At 70.4% G+C, this 21,155-nt stretch carries 21 protein-coding genes; 16 read left to right on the top strand and 5 right to left on the bottom strand.

What is annotated here, in order from left to right:
- Positions 1–40 precede the first annotated feature (40 nt).
- From tsaB to ACIPEP_RS06545, 4 genes are all read left to right on the top strand, one after another.
- Entirely contained in the window at positions 41–667 is a 627-nt protein-coding gene (gene tsaB, locus ACIPEP_RS06560; RefSeq protein ID WP_402716807.1) for a tRNA (adenosine(37)-N6)-threonylcarbamoyltransferase complex dimerization subunit type 1 TsaB, read from the top strand.
- On the top strand, positions 664–1,230 hold the full coding sequence (rimI, locus tag ACIPEP_RS06555; RefSeq protein WP_402716806.1) for a ribosomal protein S18-alanine N-acetyltransferase: 567 nt from the start codon (positions 664–666) through the stop codon (positions 1,228–1,230). Before tsaB ends, rimI begins: the two co-directional genes overlap by 4 nt.
- Positions 1,223–2,272, top strand: coding sequence for a tRNA (adenosine(37)-N6)-threonylcarbamoyltransferase complex transferase subunit TsaD (tsaD, locus tag ACIPEP_RS06550; RefSeq protein ID WP_092385255.1), 1,050 nt, complete (start codon positions 1,223–1,225; stop codon positions 2,270–2,272). Before rimI ends, tsaD begins: the two co-directional genes overlap by 8 nt.
- Before the next feature lie 123 nt (positions 2,273–2,395).
- Positions 2,396–3,166: a DUF4190 domain-containing protein gene (locus ACIPEP_RS06545; RefSeq protein ID WP_402716805.1), complete on the top strand. Its 771-nt coding sequence runs from the start codon at positions 2,396–2,398 to the stop codon at positions 3,164–3,166.
- Positions 3,167–3,302: 136 nt separating this feature from the next.
- On the opposite strand, the gene ACIPEP_RS06540 is transcribed toward ACIPEP_RS06545, so the two are convergent.
- A complete protein-coding gene (locus ACIPEP_RS06540; protein WP_402716804.1) occupies positions 3,303–4,505 on the bottom strand; it encodes an SAM-dependent methyltransferase in 1,203 nt (400 codons plus the stop codon).
- A 163-nt stretch (positions 4,506–4,668) separates the two neighbouring features.
- Between ACIPEP_RS06540 and groES the strand changes: the two genes are divergently transcribed.
- Positions 4,669–4,965, top strand: coding sequence for a co-chaperone GroES (gene groES, locus ACIPEP_RS06535; RefSeq protein WP_017885484.1), 297 nt, complete (start codon positions 4,669–4,671; stop codon positions 4,963–4,965).
- Between the two features lie 132 nt (positions 4,966–5,097).
- Complete coding sequence (gene rarD, locus ACIPEP_RS06530) at positions 5,098–6,060, top strand: EamA family transporter RarD (RefSeq protein WP_402716803.1); 963 nt, start codon at positions 5,098–5,100, stop codon at positions 6,058–6,060.
- 213 nt (positions 6,061–6,273) lie between these two features.
- Here the strand turns inward: rarD and ACIPEP_RS06525 are convergent, their stop codons facing one another.
- The 3 genes from ACIPEP_RS06525 to guaB all read right to left on the bottom strand — a co-directional run bounded on the left by ACIPEP_RS06525 (position 6,274) and on the right by guaB (position 9,806).
- Positions 6,274–7,608, bottom strand: a complete 1,335-nt coding sequence (locus ACIPEP_RS06525) for an ABC transporter substrate-binding protein (RefSeq protein WP_229085217.1) — start codon at positions 7,606–7,608, stop codon at positions 6,274–6,276.
- Positions 7,609–7,841: 233 nt separating this feature from the next.
- The gene (locus ACIPEP_RS06520; protein ID WP_261646623.1) at positions 7,842–8,225 is read right to left on the bottom strand and encodes a VOC family protein; all 384 of its coding nucleotides are present in this window, start codon (positions 8,223–8,225) and stop codon (positions 7,842–7,844) included.
- Positions 8,226–8,303: 78 nt separating this feature from the next.
- On the bottom strand, positions 8,304–9,806 hold the full coding sequence (guaB, locus tag ACIPEP_RS06515; RefSeq protein WP_070417711.1) for an IMP dehydrogenase: 1,503 nt from the start codon (positions 9,804–9,806) through the stop codon (positions 8,304–8,306).
- 355 nt (positions 9,807–10,161) lie between these two features.
- Between guaB and ACIPEP_RS06510 the strand changes: the two genes are divergently transcribed.
- From ACIPEP_RS06510 to ACIPEP_RS06480, 7 genes are all read left to right on the top strand, one after another.
- Positions 10,162–11,514, top strand: coding sequence for a branched-chain amino acid ABC transporter permease (locus ACIPEP_RS06510; protein WP_092385245.1), 1,353 nt, complete (start codon positions 10,162–10,164; stop codon positions 11,512–11,514).
- Between the two features lie 11 nt (positions 11,515–11,525).
- The gene (locus tag ACIPEP_RS06505) at positions 11,526–12,512 is read left to right on the top strand and encodes a branched-chain amino acid ABC transporter permease (protein WP_070417713.1); all 987 of its coding nucleotides are present in this window, start codon (positions 11,526–11,528) and stop codon (positions 12,510–12,512) included.
- The gene (locus ACIPEP_RS06500; protein WP_402716802.1) at positions 12,505–13,392 is read left to right on the top strand and encodes an ABC transporter ATP-binding protein; all 888 of its coding nucleotides are present in this window, start codon (positions 12,505–12,507) and stop codon (positions 13,390–13,392) included. The genes ACIPEP_RS06505 and ACIPEP_RS06500 overlap by 8 nt, the downstream gene beginning before the upstream one ends.
- Positions 13,389–14,210, top strand: coding sequence for an ABC transporter ATP-binding protein (locus ACIPEP_RS06495; RefSeq protein WP_070417715.1), 822 nt, complete (start codon positions 13,389–13,391; stop codon positions 14,208–14,210). The genes ACIPEP_RS06500 and ACIPEP_RS06495 overlap by 4 nt, the downstream gene beginning before the upstream one ends.
- Positions 14,211–14,397: 187 nt before the next feature.
- Positions 14,398–14,583, top strand: a complete 186-nt coding sequence (locus ACIPEP_RS06490; protein WP_139199221.1) for a hypothetical protein — start codon at positions 14,398–14,400, stop codon at positions 14,581–14,583.
- A gap of 66 nt (positions 14,584–14,649) precedes the next feature.
- Positions 14,650–15,771 (top strand): GuaB3 family IMP dehydrogenase-related protein, encoded by a 1,122-nt coding sequence (locus ACIPEP_RS06485; protein WP_071294790.1) that lies wholly within the window; start codon positions 14,650–14,652, stop codon positions 15,769–15,771.
- A gap of 60 nt (positions 15,772–15,831) precedes the next feature.
- Positions 15,832–17,721 carry a glycerol-3-phosphate dehydrogenase/oxidase gene (locus tag ACIPEP_RS06480; protein WP_071294789.1) on the top strand — a complete coding sequence of 630 codons (1,890 nt, stop codon included), beginning with the start codon at positions 15,832–15,834 and terminating at the stop codon, positions 17,719–17,721.
- A 54-nt stretch (positions 17,722–17,775) separates the two neighbouring features.
- Here ACIPEP_RS06480 and ACIPEP_RS06475 read toward each other — a convergent pair whose 3' ends face one another.
- Positions 17,776–18,234, bottom strand: a complete 459-nt coding sequence (locus ACIPEP_RS06475) for a hypothetical protein (protein ID WP_402716801.1) — start codon at positions 18,232–18,234, stop codon at positions 17,776–17,778.
- Between the two features lie 153 nt (positions 18,235–18,387).
- Here ACIPEP_RS06475 and ACIPEP_RS06470 point away from each other — a divergent pair, with 153 nt between their 5' ends.
- The 3 genes from ACIPEP_RS06470 to ACIPEP_RS06460 are packed head-to-tail and all read left to right on the top strand — an operon-like array spanning position 18,388 to position 21,149.
- Positions 18,388–18,918: a cation:proton antiporter regulatory subunit gene (locus tag ACIPEP_RS06470; protein ID WP_022906983.1), complete on the top strand. Its 531-nt coding sequence runs from the start codon at positions 18,388–18,390 to the stop codon at positions 18,916–18,918.
- Positions 18,919–18,921: 3 nt separating this feature from the next.
- Complete coding sequence (locus tag ACIPEP_RS06465) at positions 18,922–20,364, top strand: cation:proton antiporter (RefSeq protein ID WP_071302132.1); 1,443 nt, start codon at positions 18,922–18,924, stop codon at positions 20,362–20,364.
- Between the two features lie 5 nt (positions 20,365–20,369).
- Positions 20,370–21,149: an SURF1 family cytochrome oxidase biogenesis protein gene (locus tag ACIPEP_RS06460; protein WP_071294786.1), complete on the top strand. Its 780-nt coding sequence runs from the start codon at positions 20,370–20,372 to the stop codon at positions 21,147–21,149.
- Positions 21,150–21,155: the final 6 nt, after the last annotated feature.

Here is a 21,155-nt window from a genome sequence, read left to right as displayed (position 1 = left end):
CATGCTGAGACCGCACTGCTGTGAGTCATACGATGGGACCGTGCTCCTCGCGATCGACACCTCCGCCGGAACCTCGGTCGCCGTCGTCGACCCGGGCAGTGGTCAGGCCCTCGCGACCCGCAGCACCGAGGACAGCCGCCGCCACGCCGAGGTCATCGGCCCGTTCCTCGCCGAGGTCCTCGACGAGGCCGGCATCACCCCCGCCGAGGTCTCGGGCGTCGTCGCCGGCATGGGGCCGGGGCCGTTCACCGGCCTCCGCGTCGGCATCGCCGCAGCCCGCACCTTCGCCGCGGCACGCGGCGTCCCCGTCCTCCCGCTGGTCAGCCACGACGCGGTCGCGGACGATCAGGACGGCCCCGGTCCGTTCGTCGTCCTGACGGACGCGCGTCGGCGCGAGGTCTACTGGAGCGCCTACGACCAGACCGGCACGCGCGTCGCGGGTCCCGGACTCGCCAAGCCGGCGGACCTCGACGAGGCGATCCGCGCCTCCTGGCCCGACGCCGTGGGCTGGGACCGCGTGACAGCCCTGTCCATCCCTGCCTGGAGGCTCGGCGCGCTCGCCGCAGACCGGCTCACCTCCGGCGCGCCCTTCGCCGAGGACGCGCCTCTCTACCTCCGCGATCCGGACGTCACGATGCCGGGTGCGCCCAAGCGGGTGAAGCAGTGACGCTGCCCGACGGGCTGCGCCTGCGGCGCGCCCACCCGCAGGACCTCGACGACGTGATGTGGCTGGAGCACGCGTCGTTCCCGACCGATGCCTGGTCGGCGTCGCAGATGTCCGGCGAGCTGTACTCGCCGCACGGGTACTACGTCGTCGTCGAGACGACCGAGGGCGGGGCGCCGACGATCGTCGGGTACGCCGGGCTCTCCTCGCTGGCGGGCAACCCCGTGGCGGACGTCCAGACGATCGCGGTCGCGGCGGACCAGCGGGGGAAGGGCCTCGGTCGGGTGCTCTTCACCGAGCTCCTCGACGAAGCGCGGCGGCGTGGCGTGCACGAGGTCTTCCTCGAGGTACGCGCCGACAACCCCGTGGCCCAGGCGATGTACACGGCGTTCGGGTTCGAACGGATCGCCGTCCGCCCCCGCTACTACCAGCCCGACGGTGTGGACGCGTGGGTGATGCGGGCGGCGCTCGCGACGACTCCCGACGTCGGTCCGTCCGGTGTCGGTCCGTCCGGCGTCGGCCCGTCCGGCGTCGGCCCCATCGGACAGGAGGCCCTCGATGGCTGAACCACTCGTGCTCGGCATCGAGACGAGCTGCGACGAGACCGGTGTCGGGATCGTGCGCGGCAACACCCTGCTCGCGAACGTCATCGCGTCGAGCATGGAGGAGCACGCGCGGTACGGCGGCGTCGTCCCCGAGGTCGCCGCACGGGCCCACCTCGAGGCGATGACCCCGACGCTGACCGCTGCGCTCGAGCAGGCCGGCGTCACCCTCGACGAGCTCGACGCCGTCGCGGTGACCGCGGGGCCGGGCCTCGCCGGGGCGCTCATGGTCGGGGTCGGCGCCGCGAAGGCCCTCGCGGTGGCGACGGGCAAGCCGTTGTACGGCGTGAACCACCTGGTCGGGCACGTCGGCGCCGACGTCCTCCGGTCGGACGGGTCCGAGATCGACCTGCCGACGGTGGCGCTCCTGGTGTCCGGCGGGCACACGTCGCTGCTGCTCGTGCAGGACCTCGTCGGCGACGTGGAACTGCTCGGCGAGACGATCGACGACGCCGCGGGCGAGGCGTTCGACAAGGTCGCGCGGCTCCTGGGGCTGCCGTACCCCGGCGGCCCGCAGATCGACAAGGCCGCGGCGGACGGCGACCCCACCGCGATCCGTTTCCCCCGCGGCTTGACGCTGCCGAAGGACATGGCCGCGCACCGCTACGACTTCTCGTTCTCCGGTCTGAAGACCGCCGTCGCCCGGTGGGTCGAGCGCTGCCGTGACGAGGGGCGCGAGGTCCCCGTGGCCGACGTCGCCGCCAGCTTCCGCGAAGCCGTGGTCGACGTGCTCCTGACGAAGGCGCTGCGTGCGTGCGAGGACACCGGCGTGCACCGGCTCCTGCTCGGCGGCGGCGTCGTGGCGAACGCCCGGCTGCGGGCCGTCGCCGAGGAGCGCTGTGCTGCGGCCGGTGTCGAGCTCCGCATCCCGCCGTTCGACCTCTGCACGGACAACGGGGCGATGATCGCGGCGATCGGCGCCCGGCTCGTCGCCGAGGGGCACGCGCCGAGCGACCTCGGGATCGCGGCGGACTCGACGCTGCCGGTGACGACCGTCCAGGTCTGACGCTCGCGGGCCGACGCCGTTCCGCATCCGGTCTGCGTCGTGCTCGCGTCCGGCCCGCAGGGGAGTGTCTGTGGGAGGATTCACACGAGGCGCCGACGACCGTGGCGCCGAGAGGGGTGGACGGTGTCCGATCAGAACCAGTGGCCGAAGCCGGGCGAGACGCCGGACAGCACCGCATCGTCGGTGCCGTCGAGTGCGGCCCAGCCCGAGTCCGGGCAGCCGCAGCAGTACGGCGCGTCCGCTCCCGAGGCACCGGCGGCAGCGCCGAACGACCCGTGGGGGCAGTCCGGACAGCAGGCGCACCCGGGCTACGGTGCCCCGCAGGGTTCGAACCCCTACGCCGCACCGCAGAACCCGGGCTACGGCGCCCCGCAGGGTTCGAACCCCTACGCCGCACCGCAGAACCCGTACGCGGCGCCGCAGCAGCCGCAGAACCCGTACGCCGCGCAGCAGCCGCAGAACCCCTACGGCGCGCAGCAGCAGAACCCCTACGCCGCGCCGCAGAATCCGTACGCGGCCCCCGGCCAGCAGAACCCGTACGCCGCCCCGGGCCAGCAGAACCCCTACGCGGCCACGGGCTACCAGCCCTACGCACAGCGCCCGAAGACCAACACGCTGGCGATCCTGTCCATCGTGTTCGGCCTCGGGGCGATCCCGCTGTTCTTCATGGCGATCCTGCTGGGTCCCGCCGGCGCGATCCTCGGCCACCTCGCCCTCGGCCGCATCAAGCAGACCGGTGAGAGCGGGCGCGCCCTGGCACTCACCGGTGTCATCGCCGGCTGGGTGATGACCGGTGTGTGGATCCTCTGGATCATCGGGCTGTTCGCGTTCGCCTCGATGGGGAGCTCGTACTCGAACTACGACGACTACGGGTCCGGCGCCTTCATCGGCTGATCGGAACCTCGGCGACCCGCTCGCACAACGACAGTCACCCCGAACCACGGATCGCCGCGGTTCGGGGTGACTTTCGTTGTGCAGAGCGCGAGCGCGCCGCCCGCGCCGCCCGGCGCGCGCGCCGCCGCCCCGCGGCCTAGCCGGCCGCGTCGCCCAGCCGCTCGCACAGGATCGCGGTGTGTCGTCCCTCCAGGCGGGTGAGCACGAGCGTGACGCGCCCCCGTCCGCGCAAGCGCAACCGCTTCCGGAACTGCGCCGGGTCCACGTCGACCCCGCGCTTCTTGATCTCGACGGTCCCGATGTCGTCCGCTGCGAGTCGCGCGGCGAGCTGCTTCACGTCGAGCGGCATCGTGTCGAGCACCCGGAAGCCCTGCGCGAACGGTGTCGTGACGGCCCGGTCCGAGGTGACGTACGCGATGCCGTCGGAGAGCATCCGGCCGTCGAGCGACCGGGCGAGGTCGCCGATGAGCCGCGCACGGATGACCGCCCCGTCCGGCTCGTACAGGTACGCGCCGAGCGCGCCGACCTCGACGTCCGCGGCGTCGGCGTCGCCCGTGAGCTCGGCGATCCCGTGCGCCCCGATGACGGTCGCGGCACGGCGGACACCGGGACGGGCGAGGGGGCCGAACCAGAGGGCGAGCTCGACGACCTCGCGGTCCACGGAGGTCCACTGCGCCTCGGCCGTGTCCGGGATGAGGTCGCGGTCGACACCCGGCCCGAGCTTCACGCCGGTCGGGGTGGTCGTGGCGGCAGCGAACACGGTGTCGAGCGACGGGGACCAGTCGTCCGGGTCAGCGAGGCGCTTCGTGTTCGCGTGGCCGGAGGTCCGGCGCGCCGGGTCCATCCAGACCCCGTCGACGCGGGACAGGTCGAACGAAGCGGCGTCGCCGAGCTCCACCCGGGCGGAGTCCCAGAGCGAGAGGTTGTGCGTCGCGACGGCCGCGGTGACCTCGTCACGGTCGACCGCGGTGACCTCGAGGTCGAGCGCCGCCATCGCCATCGCGTCCCCGCCGATGCCGCACCCGAGGTCGGCGACCCGGGTGAGCCCCGCGGCGGCGAAGCGTCCGGCGTGCTGCGCGGCGACCTGCAGACGGGTCGCCTGCTCGAGGCCGGCCTCGGTGAAGAGCATGCGGGAGGCGAAGTCGCCGAACTTCCCACGGGCCTTCTGCCGGAGCTTCGCCTGCGTCAGGACCGCCGCGACGAGGCCCGGATCGTGTCCTTCGGAGCGCAGTCGTGAGACGACCCGGACGATCTCACCACCGTCGGACACGGCCGGGGTACGGTCGAGCAGGGCCATCCCCTCGGGGGTCAGCAACTGGGCGAGATCGGCGGCTTCCACCCGACGATCCTCCCAGGTCGCCGAGAGCCCGGTCGGACGTTGGCACTCGGATTGACCGAGTGCCAACGACGCCCTAGAGTTGGGGCGGTTGGCACTCTCCTGTGCGTAGTGCCAACACGGTTTTCATCTGTACCGAGTCAGTACCGAGAAAGAAGAGGTCACCGTGGCCGTCAGCATCAAGCCGCTCGAGGATCGCATCGTCATCCGCCAGGTCGAGGCGGAGCAGACCACCGCTTCCGGTCTGGTCATCCCGGACACCGCGAAGGAGAAGCCCCAGGAGGGCGAGGTCGTCGCCGTGGGCCCGGGTCGTATCGACGACAACGGCAACCGCGTCCCGCTGGACGTCGCCGTGGGTGACAAGGTCATCTACTCGAAGTACGGCGGCACCGAGGTCAAGTACTCGGGCGAGGACCTCCTCGTCCTCTCGGCGCGCGATGTCCTCGCGGTCATCGTGCACTGAGTCCAGTACACATCGAGAACGCCCCGTTCGGCTCCGGCCGGGCGGGGCGTTCTCGCGTTCCGCAACGGGTCGGCGGGTCCAGGAGGCGCGGCTCGACCCCGCACCGTCGGTGCCCGTTCCTAGGATGGTTCCGTGAGTGAACCGTCCCCGGCGCGCCCGGCCCGCAGCGAGGCATCCGTCGGCGTCGTGCAGGCGATCATCGCGTACGGGCTGTGGGGACTCATGCCGCTGCTCTTCGCGGCGATGGCCCCCGCCGGCGCGTTCGAGATCGTCGCCTGGCGGATCGTCTTCGGGCTGGTGTTCTGCGCGATCGCGATCGCCGTCACCCGCTCCTGGCTCCGGACCCGCACCCTGATGGCCCAGCGTCGGGTGATGCTCGTGATGGGCCTCGCGGCCGTGCTCATCCTGGTGAACTGGACCGTGTACGTCGCGGCGACGACCACGGGCCACACGGTCGAGGCGGCGCTCGGGTACTTCATCAACCCGCTCGTGACGATCGCGCTCGGTGTCGTGGTGCTCCGCGAACGCCTGCGTCCGCTGCAGTGGACCGCCGTCGGCATCAGCATCGTGGCCGTCATCGTGATCGCGGTGGGCTACGGACAGATGCCGTGGATCTCCCTCGTGCTGGCGTTCTCGTTCGGCCTGTACGGGCTCGTGAAGAAGCGGGTCGGTGGCACGGTGGACGCCCTGAGCGGCCTGACGATCGAGACCGTGTGGCTGCTGCCGATCGCCGTGGTCGCCCTCGTGGTGCTCGGCACGACCGGCCTCGGCGGCGGGGTGACGTTCACGAGCGAGGGCTGGGTGCACGTCCTCGTGACGGTGCTGACCGGGCCCGCGACGGCCGTGCCGCTGCTGCTGTTCGCGTCGTCCGCCCGCCGGGTGAGCCTGTCCACGCTCGGGCTGACGCAGTACCTCGCGCCGGTGATGCAGCTGCTCGTCGGGGTGGTCGTGCAGCACGAGCCGATGTCGGGTGCCCGGTGGTTCGGCTTCGGGATCGTCTGGCTCGCCCTGGTCATCCTGACGGCCGACTCGTTCCTGGCCGCTCGGGCATCGCGGCGCCGGGCGGTGGCGCCCACCGCGGCCGAGCCGGTCTGACGGGGCCGAGCCGCGCCTCCAGGGCCCGCGAGCTGATGTCCGCCTGCCGGCCCGCCCGTCGGGCCCCGAGTCTCGGCCCGGCGGACAGTTTCGCGCCGTGTCCGCCACGGAACTGTCCGCGCAGCCGAGTCTCGGCCCGCCGCCGCCGCCGCCACCGCACGCGACAGCGCCCCGCGGCCGGGCCGCGAGGCGCTGTCGATCCGGTGCTGCCGACTACTTCTTGACCGAGCCCTGGATCGCGCTCTGGTAGACGGGCTTGTTGTCGCCGTCGAACTTGTAGATGCCGATGTAGGCGCTCGACGGGTCGTTGTTGTCGTCGAACGGACCGATGCCCGACGGACCCGTGTAGTGGATGTCCTCACCCTTGTCGAGCAGGGCGACGCAGTCCTTGAACGTCGAGCACTCCGTGCCGCCGTCGGCACCGGACACCGCGGCCATGTTGGCCTGGATGGTGCCGGAGTCCGTGCCCTTGCCCTTCACCGCGGCCAGCGCGGCGAGGACGGTGGCGTCGTACGACTCGGCCGCGTACGAGTAGTCGGCGAGGTCCTTGCCCGACGACTTCTTGTAGTAGGCCGAGAGCTGGGCCTTGAACTCGTCCTTCGGCGAGGCACCGGGGATGGTGCCCTGCGCGCCGGTGAGCGTGCCCTTGTCGAAGTCCTTCGAGTAGTCCGCGGTGTTGCCGTCGGACATGTAGATGCTCGACATCTTCGCGTCCTGCGACTTCAGCTCCGGGATGATCGACTTCGTCTCGTCGAACGCCAGGACGACGATGGCGTCCGGCTTCGTGGCGAGCGCCGCGGTCACCTCGGAGGAGAAGGTCGTCTGGCCGGGCGGGAACTCCTGGCCCTTGCCCTTGCCGCCGTAGACGACGGATCCGCCCGAGTCCTCGATCGCCTTCTGCACGGTGTTGCGGAGGCCGGTGCCGTAGGTGTCGTTGAAGACGAGGAACGCGACCTTGGCGTTGCCGTCACCCGTGACGAGCTGGCCGAGCGCCGAACCCTGCACCGAGTCCGGCGGAGCGGTCCGGTAGTAGTACGACGAGTAGCCGGACAGGTCCGACGCGGTGTTCGCGGGGGAGATCTCCACGATGCAGTTGCTCGTGAGCTGGTCGATGACGTTGAGCGTGACGCTGGAGGACTCGGCGCCGATCGCGACCGGGACCTTCGCGTTCACGAGCTTCGTCGCCGCGGAGCTCGACACCGTCATGTCGTTGCTGTCACCGGAGTCGGTGGCGGGGTCGATGGTGACGTCCTTGTCGAGCACACCGCCCGCGGCGTTGATGTCCTGCACCGCGAGTCCCACACCGGACTCCGCGGGCGGGTTCAGGTAGGCGAGCGAACCGGTGAGCGGGAGGATCGTGCCGATCTTCAGCGCGTCGGTGCCCGGGGTGTCGGGGGCCTTGCAGCTCGCGGCGGGGTCCTTCTTCGCGCCGCCCGACGCGGAGGAGGACGGCGAGGTGCCGCCGCTGGTGGTGGAACAGGCGGCGAGGAGGAGCGCCGCCGCTCCTGCCACTGCCAGTGCCGTGGTGGCACGGGTGGTTCTGATCATCCGTGGAGCCCTTTCTCTGCGCGGAACCTCAGGTCCCGCTGGGGATGTGAGAGAACGTAGGGTCACGGTGTTTCAGCCGCGTGACGGGGCGGTACGCAAAGTGTTTCGTTACCCAGCCGTGACGCGAGGTCTGCGGAAACCCGCGGGTCTCGAGCCCATGGTCCGGGCGCGGTCGACCGGACCCGCGCAGTCCGGACAGGGACGCCGGCCGCCCGGGTGGGGGCTGGCCAGGGTCAGGCGTCGAGCTCGGCCTGGGACCGGAGGACGCAGAACTCGTTCCCCTCGGGGTCGGCGAACACCACCCAGCCGCCGGTCGCCGTGCGTCGGTCGGCCAGTTCGAGCGCGCCGATGCCCCGCAGCCGCACGACCTCTTCGTCGCGGGTCCGGTCGGTCGGCCGCAGGTCGAAGTGGATGCGGTTCTTCACGGCCTTCGCTTCCGGCACCTCGATGAAGAGCACGTGGTGCGACCCGTCGGGAGCGACGATCATGCACTCCTCGTGCCCGGGCGCGTTCGGGTCGTCGGCGACGTCGACGTAGCCGAGGACCTGCTTCCACCACTCGGAGAGCGTGTAGGCGTCACGGCAGTCGATCGAGGTGTGGGACACGGCGCTGACCATGCCGCGACCCTACTGCCGACCGACGACGAACGCCCCCGCTCCGTCCGGGAGCAGGGGCGTTCGAGGATGCTGGTCGGGTCAGCGGCTGTAGTTCGGCGCCTCGACGACCATCTGCACGTCGTGCGGGTGCGACTCCTTGAGCCCGGCCGGGGTGATCCGGACGAACTTGCCGCGGGCCTTGAGCTCCGGGACGGTCCGGCCGCCGACGTAGAACATCGACTGCCGCAGGCCGCCGACGAGCTGGTAGACGACGTTCGCCACCGAGCCGCGGTACGGGACCTGGCCCTCGATGCCCTCCGGCACGAGCTTGTCGTCCGAGGGGACGTCGGCCTGGAAGTAGCGGTCCTTCGAGTACGAGGTCTTCTTGCCGCGGGTCTGCAGGGCGCCGAGGGAGCCCATCCCGCGGTAGGCCTTGAACTGCTTGCCGTTGACGAACACCAGGTCACCGGGCGACTCGTCGGTGCCGGCGAGCAGCGAGCCGAGCATCACGGTGTCGGCACCGGCCACGAGGGCCTTCGCGATGTCGCCCGAGTACTGCAGCCCGCCGTCGGCGATGACCGGCACGCCGGCCTCACGCGCGGCGAGGGAGGCCTCGTACACGGCGGTGACCTGCGGGACGCCGACACCCGCGACGACGCGCGTCGTGCAGATCGATCCCGGGCCGACGCCGACCTTGACGGCGTCGACACCCGCGTCGATGAGCGCCTGGGCGCCCTCACGCGTGGCGGCCTGCCCGCCGATGACGTCCACCGCGGCGAACGCCGGGTCGGCCTTGAGGCGACGGACCATGTCGAGCACGCCGGCGCTGTGGCCGTTGGCGGTGTCGACGACGAGGACGTCCACGCCGGCCTCGCGCAGCGCGGTCGCGCGCTCCCAGGCGTCGCCGAAGAAGCCGATCGCGGCGCCGACGCGCAGGCGTCCGGCGTCGTCCTTCGTGGCGTCCGGGTACTTCTCGCTCTTGTCGAAGTCCTTGACGGTGATGAGACCGCGGAGCTTGCCGTCCTCGTCGACGAGGGGGAGCTTCTCGATCTTGTGCTCGGCGAAGATCGCGACGGCGTCGTCCGGGTCGATGCCGACCGGGGCCGTGATGAGCGGAGCCTTCGTCATGACGTCGCGCACGAGCGTGGTCTGCTGCTCGAACGGCGCCACGAACCGCATGTCGCGGTTGGTGATGATGCCGACGAGGGTGCCGTCACCCTCGACCACCGGCAGGCCGGAGACGCGGAACTGTCCGCAGAGCGCGTCGACCTCGGCCACGGTGGCGTCCGGGCTGGTGGTCACCGGGTTGGTGATCATGCCCGACTCGCTGCGCTTGACCTTGTCGACCGCGGCCGCCTGGTCGGCGATCGACATGTTGCGGTGCAGGATCCCGATGCCGCCCTGTCGGGCCATGGCGATCGCCATGCGGGCCTCGGTCACGGTGTCCATCGCCGCGGAGAGCAGCGGGACGTTGACCGTGATGCGCTTGGTGAGCCGGGACGCGGTCGACGCCTCGCTCGGGATGACGTCGGTGTACCCCGGCAGGAGCATGACGTCGTCGTACGTGAGTCCGATGAATCCGAACGGATCCGGCTGGTCCATGGGTCCCCTTCGTGGGCGAGGTGAAGTGGTCGAGACACCGGGAACGCTGCGGCGGGTTCCGGATAGACCATGGTAACGCGCAGGCGCGCTTCCGCATTCCGCCCCGTGGGCGCCCGTGAGCAGCCAGGAGGCGCGGTGCGGCCCCGTCCCGGGACCTCCGTCCGGCCTTCCTCCACAACGTCACAGTTGCGGCACGAATCACACAGGGAACGTGATGGAAACACGGGTGTCACACAATCCCCCTAGCGTCCTCGTCATCCGAACGAGAGGCTCTTCCGTGGGATCCATCACTCCGCCGGGACCTGCACTGCTGCGCAGGTTCCGCCTCCGCCCTGGACGAAAGCGACCGGTCATCATGGCCGTCCTCGTGCTCGCGTTCATGGCGACCTTCCTGATCGACTGGGCGGTGACGCTGCCGGCGATCGGCGCCACCTCGGCCCCGACCGCGAGCGCATCGGCGTCCGCGAGCACCGCACCCGCCAGCACCCAGCCGTGCACGGTCAGCCCGACGAACGGCTGCATCCAGGGCACGATCACCGACTCGGACCGCGAACCGGTCCCGGGCGTCGACGTCGACGTCGCCGGGCCGGGTGGCTTCGCGCAGACCGCGACGACGTCCGACGCCGGGCGCTGGTCGGTGAGCGTGACCGAGGCGGGCAGCTACACCGTGAGCGTCGACCAGGACACGCTGCCCAAGGGCCAGTACCTGACGAACGCGGCGGACGCGAAGCGCACCGTGTCGGCGAGCCTCAACGCGAACGTCGGGCAGATCTTCCAGCTGTCCGACCAGCAGGGCGTCGTCACGAACGACGACGCGACGAGCGTCACGCCCCAGCGCGCCTGGCAGCAGTTCGCGTCCGGCATCCGACTCGGGCTCCTCATCGCGCTGGCGTCGGTGGGCCTCTCGCTCATCTACGGCACGACCGGCCTGTCGAGCTTCTCGCACGGTGAGCAGGTCACCCTCGGCGGGTTGCTCGCCTACCTCTTCGCGAACCAGCTCGGGTGGAACATCTGGCTGACGGGGGTGGTGGTCACGCTGCTGTGCGCGGCGACCGGCTACCTGCAGGACGCCGGCATCTGGCGGCCGTTGCGTCGCAAGCGCATCAGCCTGACGCAGCTCATGATCGTGACGATCGGGTTGTCGATCGCCGCGCAGTACGCATTCCAGTACTTCTTCGGCGCCTCGACCGTCCGCATCCAGCAGGGCAACCCCGAGACGGTCCGGTTCGCCGGGGTCACGCTCACGGTGCAGTCGTACGTGGCGATGGGCATCGCGCTCGTCGTCCTCGTCGCGACCGGTCTGTTCCTCGCGAAGACGCGCTTCGGCCGCGCGACCCGTGCGGTGTCGGACAACCCGGCACTGGCCAGCGCGTCCGGCATCGACGTCGACCGGGTGATCCGGTTCGTGTGGACGCTCGCCGCCGGCCTCGCGGGGCTCTCCGGCGTGATGCTCGGCCTCGTGCTCAACGGCGTGAACTGGCAGACCGGCCTGCAGCTGCTGCTGCTCATGTTCGCCTCCGTCACGCTCGGTGGCCTCGGGACCGCCTACGGCGCACTCGTCGGCTCGATGATCATCGGCGTCGTCGTGGAGCTCACGAACCTCGTGCTGCCCGGTGACTTCAAGTACGCCACCGCCCTCGTGATCCTCATCCTCATCCTGCTGTTCCGGCCGCAGGGCATCTTCGGCCGCGCCGAGCGGATCGGCTAAGGAGCGCCGCCATGGACTACATCCTCAACCTGCTGTCCTCCCTCACCCAGGAAGCACTCGCCCCGACCACGGCGGCGTTCGCGCTCGCCGCGATCGGCCTCAACGTCCACTTCGGACTCACCGGCCTGGTCAACATGGGCCAGGCGGCGTTCCTGCTGCTCGGCGCCTACGGCTTCGCGATCTCGATCACCAACGGACTGCCGTTCGTGATGGCCGTCCTGGTCGCGTTGCTCGTGTCGATCGTGTTCGCGATCATCCTCGGCATCCCGACCCTGCGGCTGCGCGGCGATTACCTGGCGATCGTGACGATCTCCGGCGCCGAGATCATCCGCATGGTGGGACGGTCGAGCCTGCTCACCACGACGACCGGCGGCTCGAACGGCATCACCGGGTCGAGCTACCGCGACCCGTTCAACGCCCTCAGCCCGCTCCCCGACGGCACCACCACGATCCTGTGGTTCACGTACTCGAACAACGGCGTCAACGGCTGGTGGATCCGGATCGCGGCGTGGGGGCTCGTCGCCCTGTTCACACTCGTGCTGTTCCTGCTCATGCGCAGCCCCTGGGGCCGTGTCGTGAAGGCCATCCGCGAGGACGAGGACGCCGTCCGCTCCCTCGGCAAGAACGTCTACTCGTACAAGATGCAGGCGCTCGTGTTCGGCGGTGCGCTCGGGGCCCTGGCCGGGATCATCTACGTCCTGCCGAGTTCGGTGCAACCGGACGCGATGGGTCGCTCGATGACGTTCTTCATCTGGACGGCGCTCATCCTCGGCGGTGCGGCGACGGTGTTCGGACCGGTGCTCGGCGCCGTGCTCTTCTTCGTCGTCCGACTCGCGATCCGCACCCTCGCCGGTGACTTCATCCCGAACTCGATCATGAACGCGCAGCAGGCCGAGCAGTTCTCCTACGTGCTCGTCGGCGTCGCGCTCATGCTCCTCATCGTGTTCCGTCCACAGGGCCTCCTGGGCAACAAGAAGGAGTTGACGTTCAGTGTCTGAGTCGTACGCCCACCCCAAGAACGACCCGATCCTGGTCGTCGACGACGTCACCCGTCGCTTCGGCGGCATGACCGCGGTCGACGTCGACCACCTCGAGGTCCAGCGCGGCTCGATCACCGCCCTCATCGGCCCGAACGGCGCCGGCAAGACGACGTTCTTCAACCTGCTCACCGGGTTCGACAAGCCGAGCCCCGGCGCGACGACCCGGTTCGACGGCAACACCCTGCAGAAGACCAGCGCCACCCACATCGCGAACAAGGGCATGGTCCGCACGTTCCAGCTCACGAAGGCGCTCAGCCGCCTCACCGTGATGCAGAACATGCTCCTCGGCGCCCGCGACCAGCCCGGCGAGAACTTCTTCGTCGGCCTCGTCCCCGCGCTCTGGCGGAAGCGGGAGCGTGAGATCACGGTGAAGGCCGAGGATCTCCTCGCCCGCTTCAAGCTCGACACGAAGGCCGACGACTACGCGGGCTCGCTGTCCGGCGGGCAGCGCAAGCTCCTCGAGATGGCCCGGGCGCTCATGTCCGACCCGACGATGATCATGCTCGACGAGCCGATGGCCGGCGTGAACCCGGCGCTGACCCAGTCGCTGCTCGGGCACATCCAGTCCCTGCGCGACGACGGCATGACCGTGCTCTTCGTCGAGCACGACATGCACATGGTCCGGCACATCTCGGACTGGGTCGTCGTGATGGCCGAGGGCAAGGTCGTCGCCGAGGGCCCGGCCGACACGGTGATGGACGACCGTGCGGTCATCGACGCGTACCTCGGTGCGCACCACGACACCGACCTCGGTGACGACTCGCTCCTCAACGAGGAGACCTACGAGGAACTCGCCGAGGAAGTAGCGGAAGAAGACGAGCAGGAGGCGACCCGATGACCGACGCAAGCGAGCCCACGAACGCGAGCAGCGCCTCCAGTCCGTCGCCGGCGACCGCCGCTCCGGCGGCCACGCTGGAACGCGAGCCCGTGCTCAGCGCGAAGAACCTCGTCGCCGGCTACCTGCCGGGGGTGAACATCCTGAACGGCTGCGACCTCGACTGCTACCCGGGCGAGCTCATCGGGATCATCGGGCCGAACGGTGCCGGCAAGTCGACGCTCCTCAAGGCCCTGTTCGGCCTCGTGTCCATCCGCGAGGGCTCGGTCACCCTGCAGGGCGAGGACATCACCAACCTCAAGGCGAACAAGCTCGTGCAGGCCGGCGTGGGCTTCGTCCCGCAGACGAACAACGTCTTCCCCTCGCTCTCGATCGAGGAGAACCTGCAGATGGGGCTGTACCTGCGGCCCCGGAAGTTCGCCGAGCGGCTCGAGGTCATCTACGACCTGTTCCCCGTCCTCGGCCAGCGGAAGGGCCAGCGTGCCGGATCGCTGTCCGGCGGTGAGCGGCAGTCGGTCGCGATGGCCCGGGCGCTCATGATGGACCCGAAGGTGCTGCTGCTCGACGAACCCTCCGCGGGGCTGTCGCCCGTGCGCCAGGACGAGACGTTCATCCGCACACGCCGGATCAACAAGGCCGGTGTGTCGATCGTCATGGTGGAGCAGAACGCGCGACGCTGTCTGCAGATCTGCGATCGTGGGTACGTGCTCGACCAGGGGAAGAACGCGTACTCGGGCACCGGGAAGGAGCTCGCCGACGACCCGAAGGTCATCGAGCTGTACCTGGGGACGCTCGCCAAGGACGTCGACTCCGCGCGCTGAGCGAGCGGTGTCGACCGTGGGTGCCGCTGTGGGGGCGGTACCCGCACCGAGTGGGGTCGTGCGTGGACGCTCAGCGCCGCACGGCCCCGCTCCTCACGCGGACCGGTGCGCGGCCCACGTCGCGGGGACGGCGCGTCGTCGGCCAGGAGGCGCGACCCGCCCCCGCCGGGTCGCTATCGTCGGTCGCGTGCGGACTCCCGGCCCCCTCGTGCTCGACGCCCTCGTGTGGCTGGTGTTCGCCGTGCTCTTCGTCGGGGCGGCGCTGCTCGTGAAGGTCGCCGCGGCGCTGGTCGGCGTGCTGGTGGTGCTGGCGCTGCTGCTCGGGCTCGTCCTGCGGACGCTCCGCAGGCGCCGCGCACGCCGGACGCGCTGACCTCCGCCGCGCGCCCTGCCCGTCGCGCCCGTGTCACCCGGGGGACACGACCGCTAGGCTTGCCGGGTGAGTGAAGTCGAGATCGGTGCTGGCAAGCGCGGACGTCGGGCGTACGCGTTCGACGACATCGCGGTGGTCCCCTCGCGGCGCACGCGTGACCCGCGTGACGTGAGCGTGCAGTGGTCGATCGACGCGTTCACGTTCGAGTCGCCGATCCTCTCGGCCCCGATGGACTCCGTCGCCTCGCCCGCGACGGTCATCCAGATGGGCCGGCTCGGCATGCTCGGCGTCCTCGACCTCGAAGGCCTCTGGACCCGCTACGAGGACCCGACGCCCTACTTCGACGAGATCAAGGCGCTCACCGACGGCAACGTCACGAAGCGCATGCAGGAGATCTACTCCGAGCCGGTCAAGGCCGAGCTGATCACCGCGCGCCTGGCCGAGATCCGCGCCGCCGGTGTCCCCGTCGCCGGGTCGCTCAGCCCCCAGCGCACGCAGGAGTTCTCGCAGACCGTCGTCGACGCCGGTGTCGACCTGTTCGTCATCCGCGGCACGACGGTCTCGGCCGAGCACGTCTCGCAGAACACCGAGCCGCTCAACCTCAAGAAGTTCATCTACGAGCTCGACGTCCCGGTGATCGTGGGCGGAGCCTCGACCTACACGGCGGCCCTGCACCTCATGCGCACCGGTGCCGCTGGTGTGCTCGTCGGCTTCGGTGGCGGCGCGGCATCGACCACGCGGGCCGCCCTCGGCATCCACGCCCCGATGGCCACGGCCGTCGCGGACATCGCCGGCGCTCGCCGTGACTACATGGACGAGTCCGGCGGCCGCTACGTGCACGTCATCGCCGACGGCGGGCTCGACACCGCCGGCGACGTCGTCAAGGCCATCGCGATGGGCGCCGACGCCGTGATGCTCGGCACCGCGCTGGCCCGCGCGACCGAGGCCCCCGGCGGTGGGTTCCACTGGGGTGCCGAGGCGCACCACCCCGAGCTGCCGCGCGGCCGCCGGGTCGAGGTCGGCACGATCGCCCCGCTCGAGAACGTCCTGAACGGCCCCACCCCGACGTGGGACGGCCGCGCGAACATCGTCGGCGCCCTGCGTCGATCGATGGCCACGACCGGATACTCCGACGTCAAGGAGTTCCAGCGAGTAGAAGTGGTCGTGGCGCCGTACCACCGGAACTGACGGTGGCACCCGCACTCCGGCGCGGGTGACGCCCGGCGTCACCGTGACACGGAGGCGACGATGGCGAAGACCAGCACGAGCACGTCCAGCGCGACCCGGCCCGCCCGGCCCGAGACCGCCGCCCCGGGGGTGGGGTTCGACCCGTCGGCGAAGCTCGGTCCCGACGAACGCGCGGCCGCCATCGAGACCCTGAAGACCAAGGAGCTCGACGTCCTGGTCGTCGGCGGTGGCATCGTCGGTGGCGGCAGCGCACTCGACGCCGTCACCCGTGGCCTCAGCGTCGGCATCGTCGAGGCCCGCGACTGGGGCTCGGGGACCTCGAGCCGCTCCTCGAAGCTCGTCCACGGCGGCATCCGCTACCTCGAGCAGCTGAACTTCGCGCTCGTCCGCGAGGCACTGATCGAACGCGGCCTCCTGCTGCAGCGCATCGCCCCGCACCTCGTGAAGCCCGTCCGCTTCCTCTACCCGCTCAACCACCGCGTGTGGGAGCGCTTCTACATCGGCATCGGCATGGCGATGTACGACGTCTTCAGCTGGTCCGGTGGTCGGCCGCCGGGGGTCCCGCACCACCGGCACCTCAGCCGGAGCCAGGTCCTCAAGAACATGCCCGGCCTCAAGAAGGACGCCTTCGTCGGCGGCATGACGTACTACGACGCCCAGGTCGACGACGCCCGGTACGTCGCGTCGCTCGTGCGCACGGCGGCGTCGTACGGCGCCTCCGCCGCGAGCCGCGTCCGCATCGAGGGCTTCATCAAGGTCGGCGAGCGGGTCGTGGGGGCGCACGCGCACGACATCCAGACGGGCGAGAAGTTCGACATCCGGGCCAAGCAGGTCGTCAACGCGACGGGTGTCTGGACGGACGACACCCAGGCGATGGTCGGCACCCGCGGACAGTTCAAGGTGCGGGCGTCGAAGGGCGTGCACCTGGTCATCCCGCGCGACCGCTTCCAGTCGAACACGGGCATGATCCTCCGCACCGAGAAGAGCGTGCTCTTCGTGATCCCGTGGGGCCGGCACTGGCTGGTCGGCACGACGGACACCGACTGGTACCTCGACAAGGCGCACCCGGCGGCGACCGCGGCGGACATCGACTACATCCTCGAGCACGTCAACAAGGTCCTCGCGGTCCCGCTCACGCGTGAGGACGTCGAGGGCGTGTACGCCGGACTCCGGCCGCTGCTCGCGGGGGAGTCCGACCAGACGTCGAAGCTCAGCCGCGAGCACGTCGTCGCGCACACGGTCCCCGGGCTCGTGGTCGTCGCCGGCGGCAAGTGGACCACGTACCGCGTGATGGGCAAGGACGCCATCGACGAGGCCGTCGCGGCGATGGACGGGAAGATCCCGGGCTCGACCACCGAGGACATCCCACTGCTCGGTGCCGAGGGCTACCCGGCCGCCTGGAACCGACGCGGCCGCACCGCGCGGAGCTTCGGCGTGCACAAGGTCCGCATCGAGCACCTGCTGAACCGCTACGGCACGCTCGCGACCGAGGTGCTCCGGCTCGTGAAGCAGGACCCGTCCCTCGCCGAGCCGCTCCCCGGTGCCGACGACTACATCGGCGCCGAGGTCGTCTACGCGGCCTCGCACGAGGGCGCCCTGCACCTCGAGGACGTCCTCGCCCGCCGGACCCGCATCTCGATCGAGGCGTGGGACCGCGGTGAGTCGGCGGCCCCCGTCGCCGCGAAGCTCATGGCGGACGTGCTCGGCTGGGACCAGGAGACCACCGAGAACGAGGTGTCGAACTACCTCAAGCGCGTCGCCGCGGAACGCGAGTCGCAGCTGCAGCCCGACGACGCCTCGGCGGACCGCGTGCGGCTCGAGGCGCCGGACATCGCGTTCGGCTTCGACGAGGACGACGTGGTGGTCGGCGGTGGTCGGTCGAGCGGCGCCGAGGGTGCCAAGGCGTCCGACGAGCAGGTGGTCGGCGAGAAGACGAGCGAGCCCGAGTAGGACGCGCCCCGTGCCTCCTGGCTCTCGACTGCCTGGAGGCGCGGGTCGGCTCCGTCAGGCAGCGCGCGACCGGTGCGTGGTCCGGCGAGCACTGATCGCCTGGCCGATCACGAGGACGAACGGGACCGCGGCCAGCGCGATCGCGCTGGTGACGAGGAGGACACCGGCCCAGGCGGTGTGCGCTCGACCGTCGACCCCGTAGGCGTCGGCGACGTCCATGCCGAGCGCGAAGCCGCTCCACCAGGTCATCGGACCGCCGAGCGCGACCACCCCGAGCAGGACCGCGGCGGTGACGTACGGCCGTGCACGGGTGACGACGAGCGAGGTGCCGAGGCCGATCGCCAGGGCGACGCCGACGACGGCGATCCCGACGACGACGGCGATGTCGGTGCCGACCGCGAAGCCCTGGCGCTCGAGTTCCGCGTGGATGCTGCCGAGCGACGCACCCGGCACCGCTGCGAGTGGATCGAGCACGAGTCCCTGGACGGCGAGCAGTGCGGCGTAGAGTGCCACCACCGCGATCCCGGTGCCGGCAACCAGCCTGTTGGTCCTGTCCTGCTCGTCCACAGCGTTCCCCCTGTCGTCCCCGTCCACCGGACTGTAGCGGAACGGAATGGACGGACCATCGCGGTGGTTATCATCGGGGTACTCGAAAAGGGAGCCATCATGGTCGACGTCCATCGCGTCAAACTCCCCGGAGTCGGCGTGCTGCACAGCTTCTACACCGACGACGGTGGCAAGTGCGGTGTCATCACGCACCGGTCGGGTCACTCCGACCTCATCTCCTTCGCCGACGTCTCGGACGGCGCCGACAAGTCGGAGAAGGTGTCGCTGCGCCTCAGCGAGGACGAGGCGCACACGCTCGCCGAACTCCTCGGCGGCACGCGCATCACCGAGGGCCTCGACAAGCTCGACGAGATCCCGGGCCTCAGCATCGACTGGTTCTCGGTCGACTACGACGACGCCATCGCCGGCAAGCCCCTCGGCGACCTGCACGACTCGGGCTTCATCGGCCTGACCGTCGTGGCGGTCGTCCGCGGTGACAGCGCCAACCCGGCCCCGTCATCCGACTTCGTCGTGTTCCCGGGCGACACCATCGTCGTCGCCGGTGCACCCGAGAAGGTCGCGAAGGCGTTCTCGTTCTACCGCAGCGGAGAGCTTGCGGCCGCTGCGGCCGAGGCCCCGCCGAGGAGCTAGCCCGTGCACCTGGGTGGTGAGCTCCTCACCATCGGCATCCTCTTCATCATCGCCTACGTCCTCGGACGACTCGGCAAGACGATCGGGCTGCCTGCGATCCCGATCTACATGGTCGTGGGGCTCATCGCGAGTCCCCACACCCCGTGGATCGGGCTGAACGTCGAGTCGCACACGATCGAGCTGATCGCGACGTTCGGGCTCATCCTGCTGCTGTTCAACCTCGGGTTGGAGTTCGACCAGGAAGAGTTCTACGGCAACGCCGGCAAGCTCCTGGTGTCCGGTGGCACGTACGTCGCGATCAACATGGGCGTCGGGTTCGCCTTCGGGTTCTCGCTCGGGTGGGGCACGCGCGAAGCCCTCATCATCGCCGGCATGACGGCGACCTCGTCGAGCGCGATCGTGACGAAGCTCCTGATCGAGCTCCGTCGCCTGGCGAACGACGAGACCCCGATGATCCTCGGCGTCACCGTGATCGAGGACGTCTTCATCGCGATCTACCTCGCGATCGTCTCGGTGGTCCTCTCCGGCGACACGAACGTGTGGGGGGTCGTCGGCAAGCTCGCGCTCGCGTTCGGGTTCCTCATCGTGATGTTCACGCTGGCCCGGTTCGCCGGCAAGTGGGTGTCCCGGATCTTCGCGACCCGTGACGACGAGCTGTTCACCGTGCTGTTCTTCGGCCTCGCGGTCATGTTCGGTGGCATCGGCGACCTGCTCGGTGTCACGGACGCGATCGGGGCGTTCGTGATCGGCCTGCTCTGCGGAGCCACGCGCTACCGCGACCGCATCGAGCAGCTCGCCCTGCCGATGCGCGACGTGTTCGCGGCGTTCTTCTTCGTGAACTTCGGGCTCGGGCTCGACCTGTCGACCTTCGGCGAGGTGCTCTGGCCGGTGCTCGGTGCGATCGGCATGACCGTCGCGCTGAACGCCATCGCGGGACAGCTCGTCGCGCGCATGAACGGCTTCAACATCCAGCAGGGGATCAACACCGCCGTCATCCTGGTGAACCGCGGCGAGTTCGCGCTGATCCTCGCGACGCTCTCGGCCGCTGCCGGGCTCGAAGCCCGCATCACCGCCTTCGCGGGTCTGTACGTCCTCGTCATGGCGATCCTCGGGCCGTTGCTCGCGGTCAACTCGGACCGCATCGGTCGGCTCGTGATCCGCCCAGCTCGTCTGGCACGCCTGCGGACGCGTCTCGGTGGCCGTCGAGCGGTCGCAGCGGCTGCCGCGGCCGAGGCGGCAGAGGCCGAGTCGGACGCCGCCGCTGCCGCTCGTCGGGCGGAGCGGGACCGCCAGTTCGCCGAGGAGTTCGCCCTGGTGGAGGCCGCTGGCAGCCAAGAGCGGGAGAATGAGTCTCCGGAGACGGTGTCCGAGCCCCGGACGTCGTCGGTCGAGACCCCCGCCGAGCGCCCCGAGCGCCCGGTCCGCCAGCGCGATCCGGAGTACTGATACAGATGTGGGCCGTAGCCCGACGACCGAGGTGGATCGCGCTGCTGTTGCTGGCGCTCGTGCTCGCGGCGGTGTTCGCCGGGCTGGGCAAGTGGCAGCTCGAGCGGAGCATCGCCAACGGCACCCCCCTCCCCGCGACGACCGAGAACCGGAAGAGCCTCGACGCCGTGACCGGGCCGATGCAGCCCGCGACCGAGAAGATGGCCGGGCAGAAGGTGACGGTCACGGGGACGTTCGTCGCCGGTGACACCACCGTCCTGACCGGCCGGACCGGTGGCGGGACGTACCAGACCGTCGGACACCTGGTGGACGACACGAGCGGGGCGAGCCTCCCGGTGGTGATCGGGTGGTCCGACCAGCGGTCCGCCGCCGTCGCCGGTGGTGACCGTCTGGCGGACGGCACGCGGCTCACGGTCGAGGGGCGCTACTACCCGGCCGAGTCGCCCGACCAGGACACCTACGACAAGGGCGAGTACTCGGCGGTCGCGCCGGCCCGGTTCGTGAACACGTGGAAGGCGTTCGACGACCGGATGTACCTCGGGTACGTCGTCGCCGACGGCACCACGGCGAAGGCGGCCGACCTCGGCACCATCGCCGACCGGGCGCCCTCGCGCGAGGTCCAGTTCGACTGGCTCAACCTGTTCTACGCGATCGAGTGGGTCGTGTTCGCCGGGTTCGCCGTCTTCCTCTGGTACCGGTTCGTGAAGGACGCCTGGGAGCGTGAGGAAGAAGAGCGGCGTGAGGCCGCACTCAGCGTCGACGGTGCCCTCGTCGACCGACGGTAGGATGGC

It is taken from the genome of Curtobacterium sp. NPDC087082 (assembly GCF_044745045.1).
Classification (GTDB): domain Bacteria; phylum Actinomycetota; class Actinomycetes; order Actinomycetales; family Microbacteriaceae; genus Curtobacterium.
The sequence above is the reverse complement of the archived record's forward strand: the minus strand, read 5'-3'. Positions and strand labels throughout refer to the sequence as shown.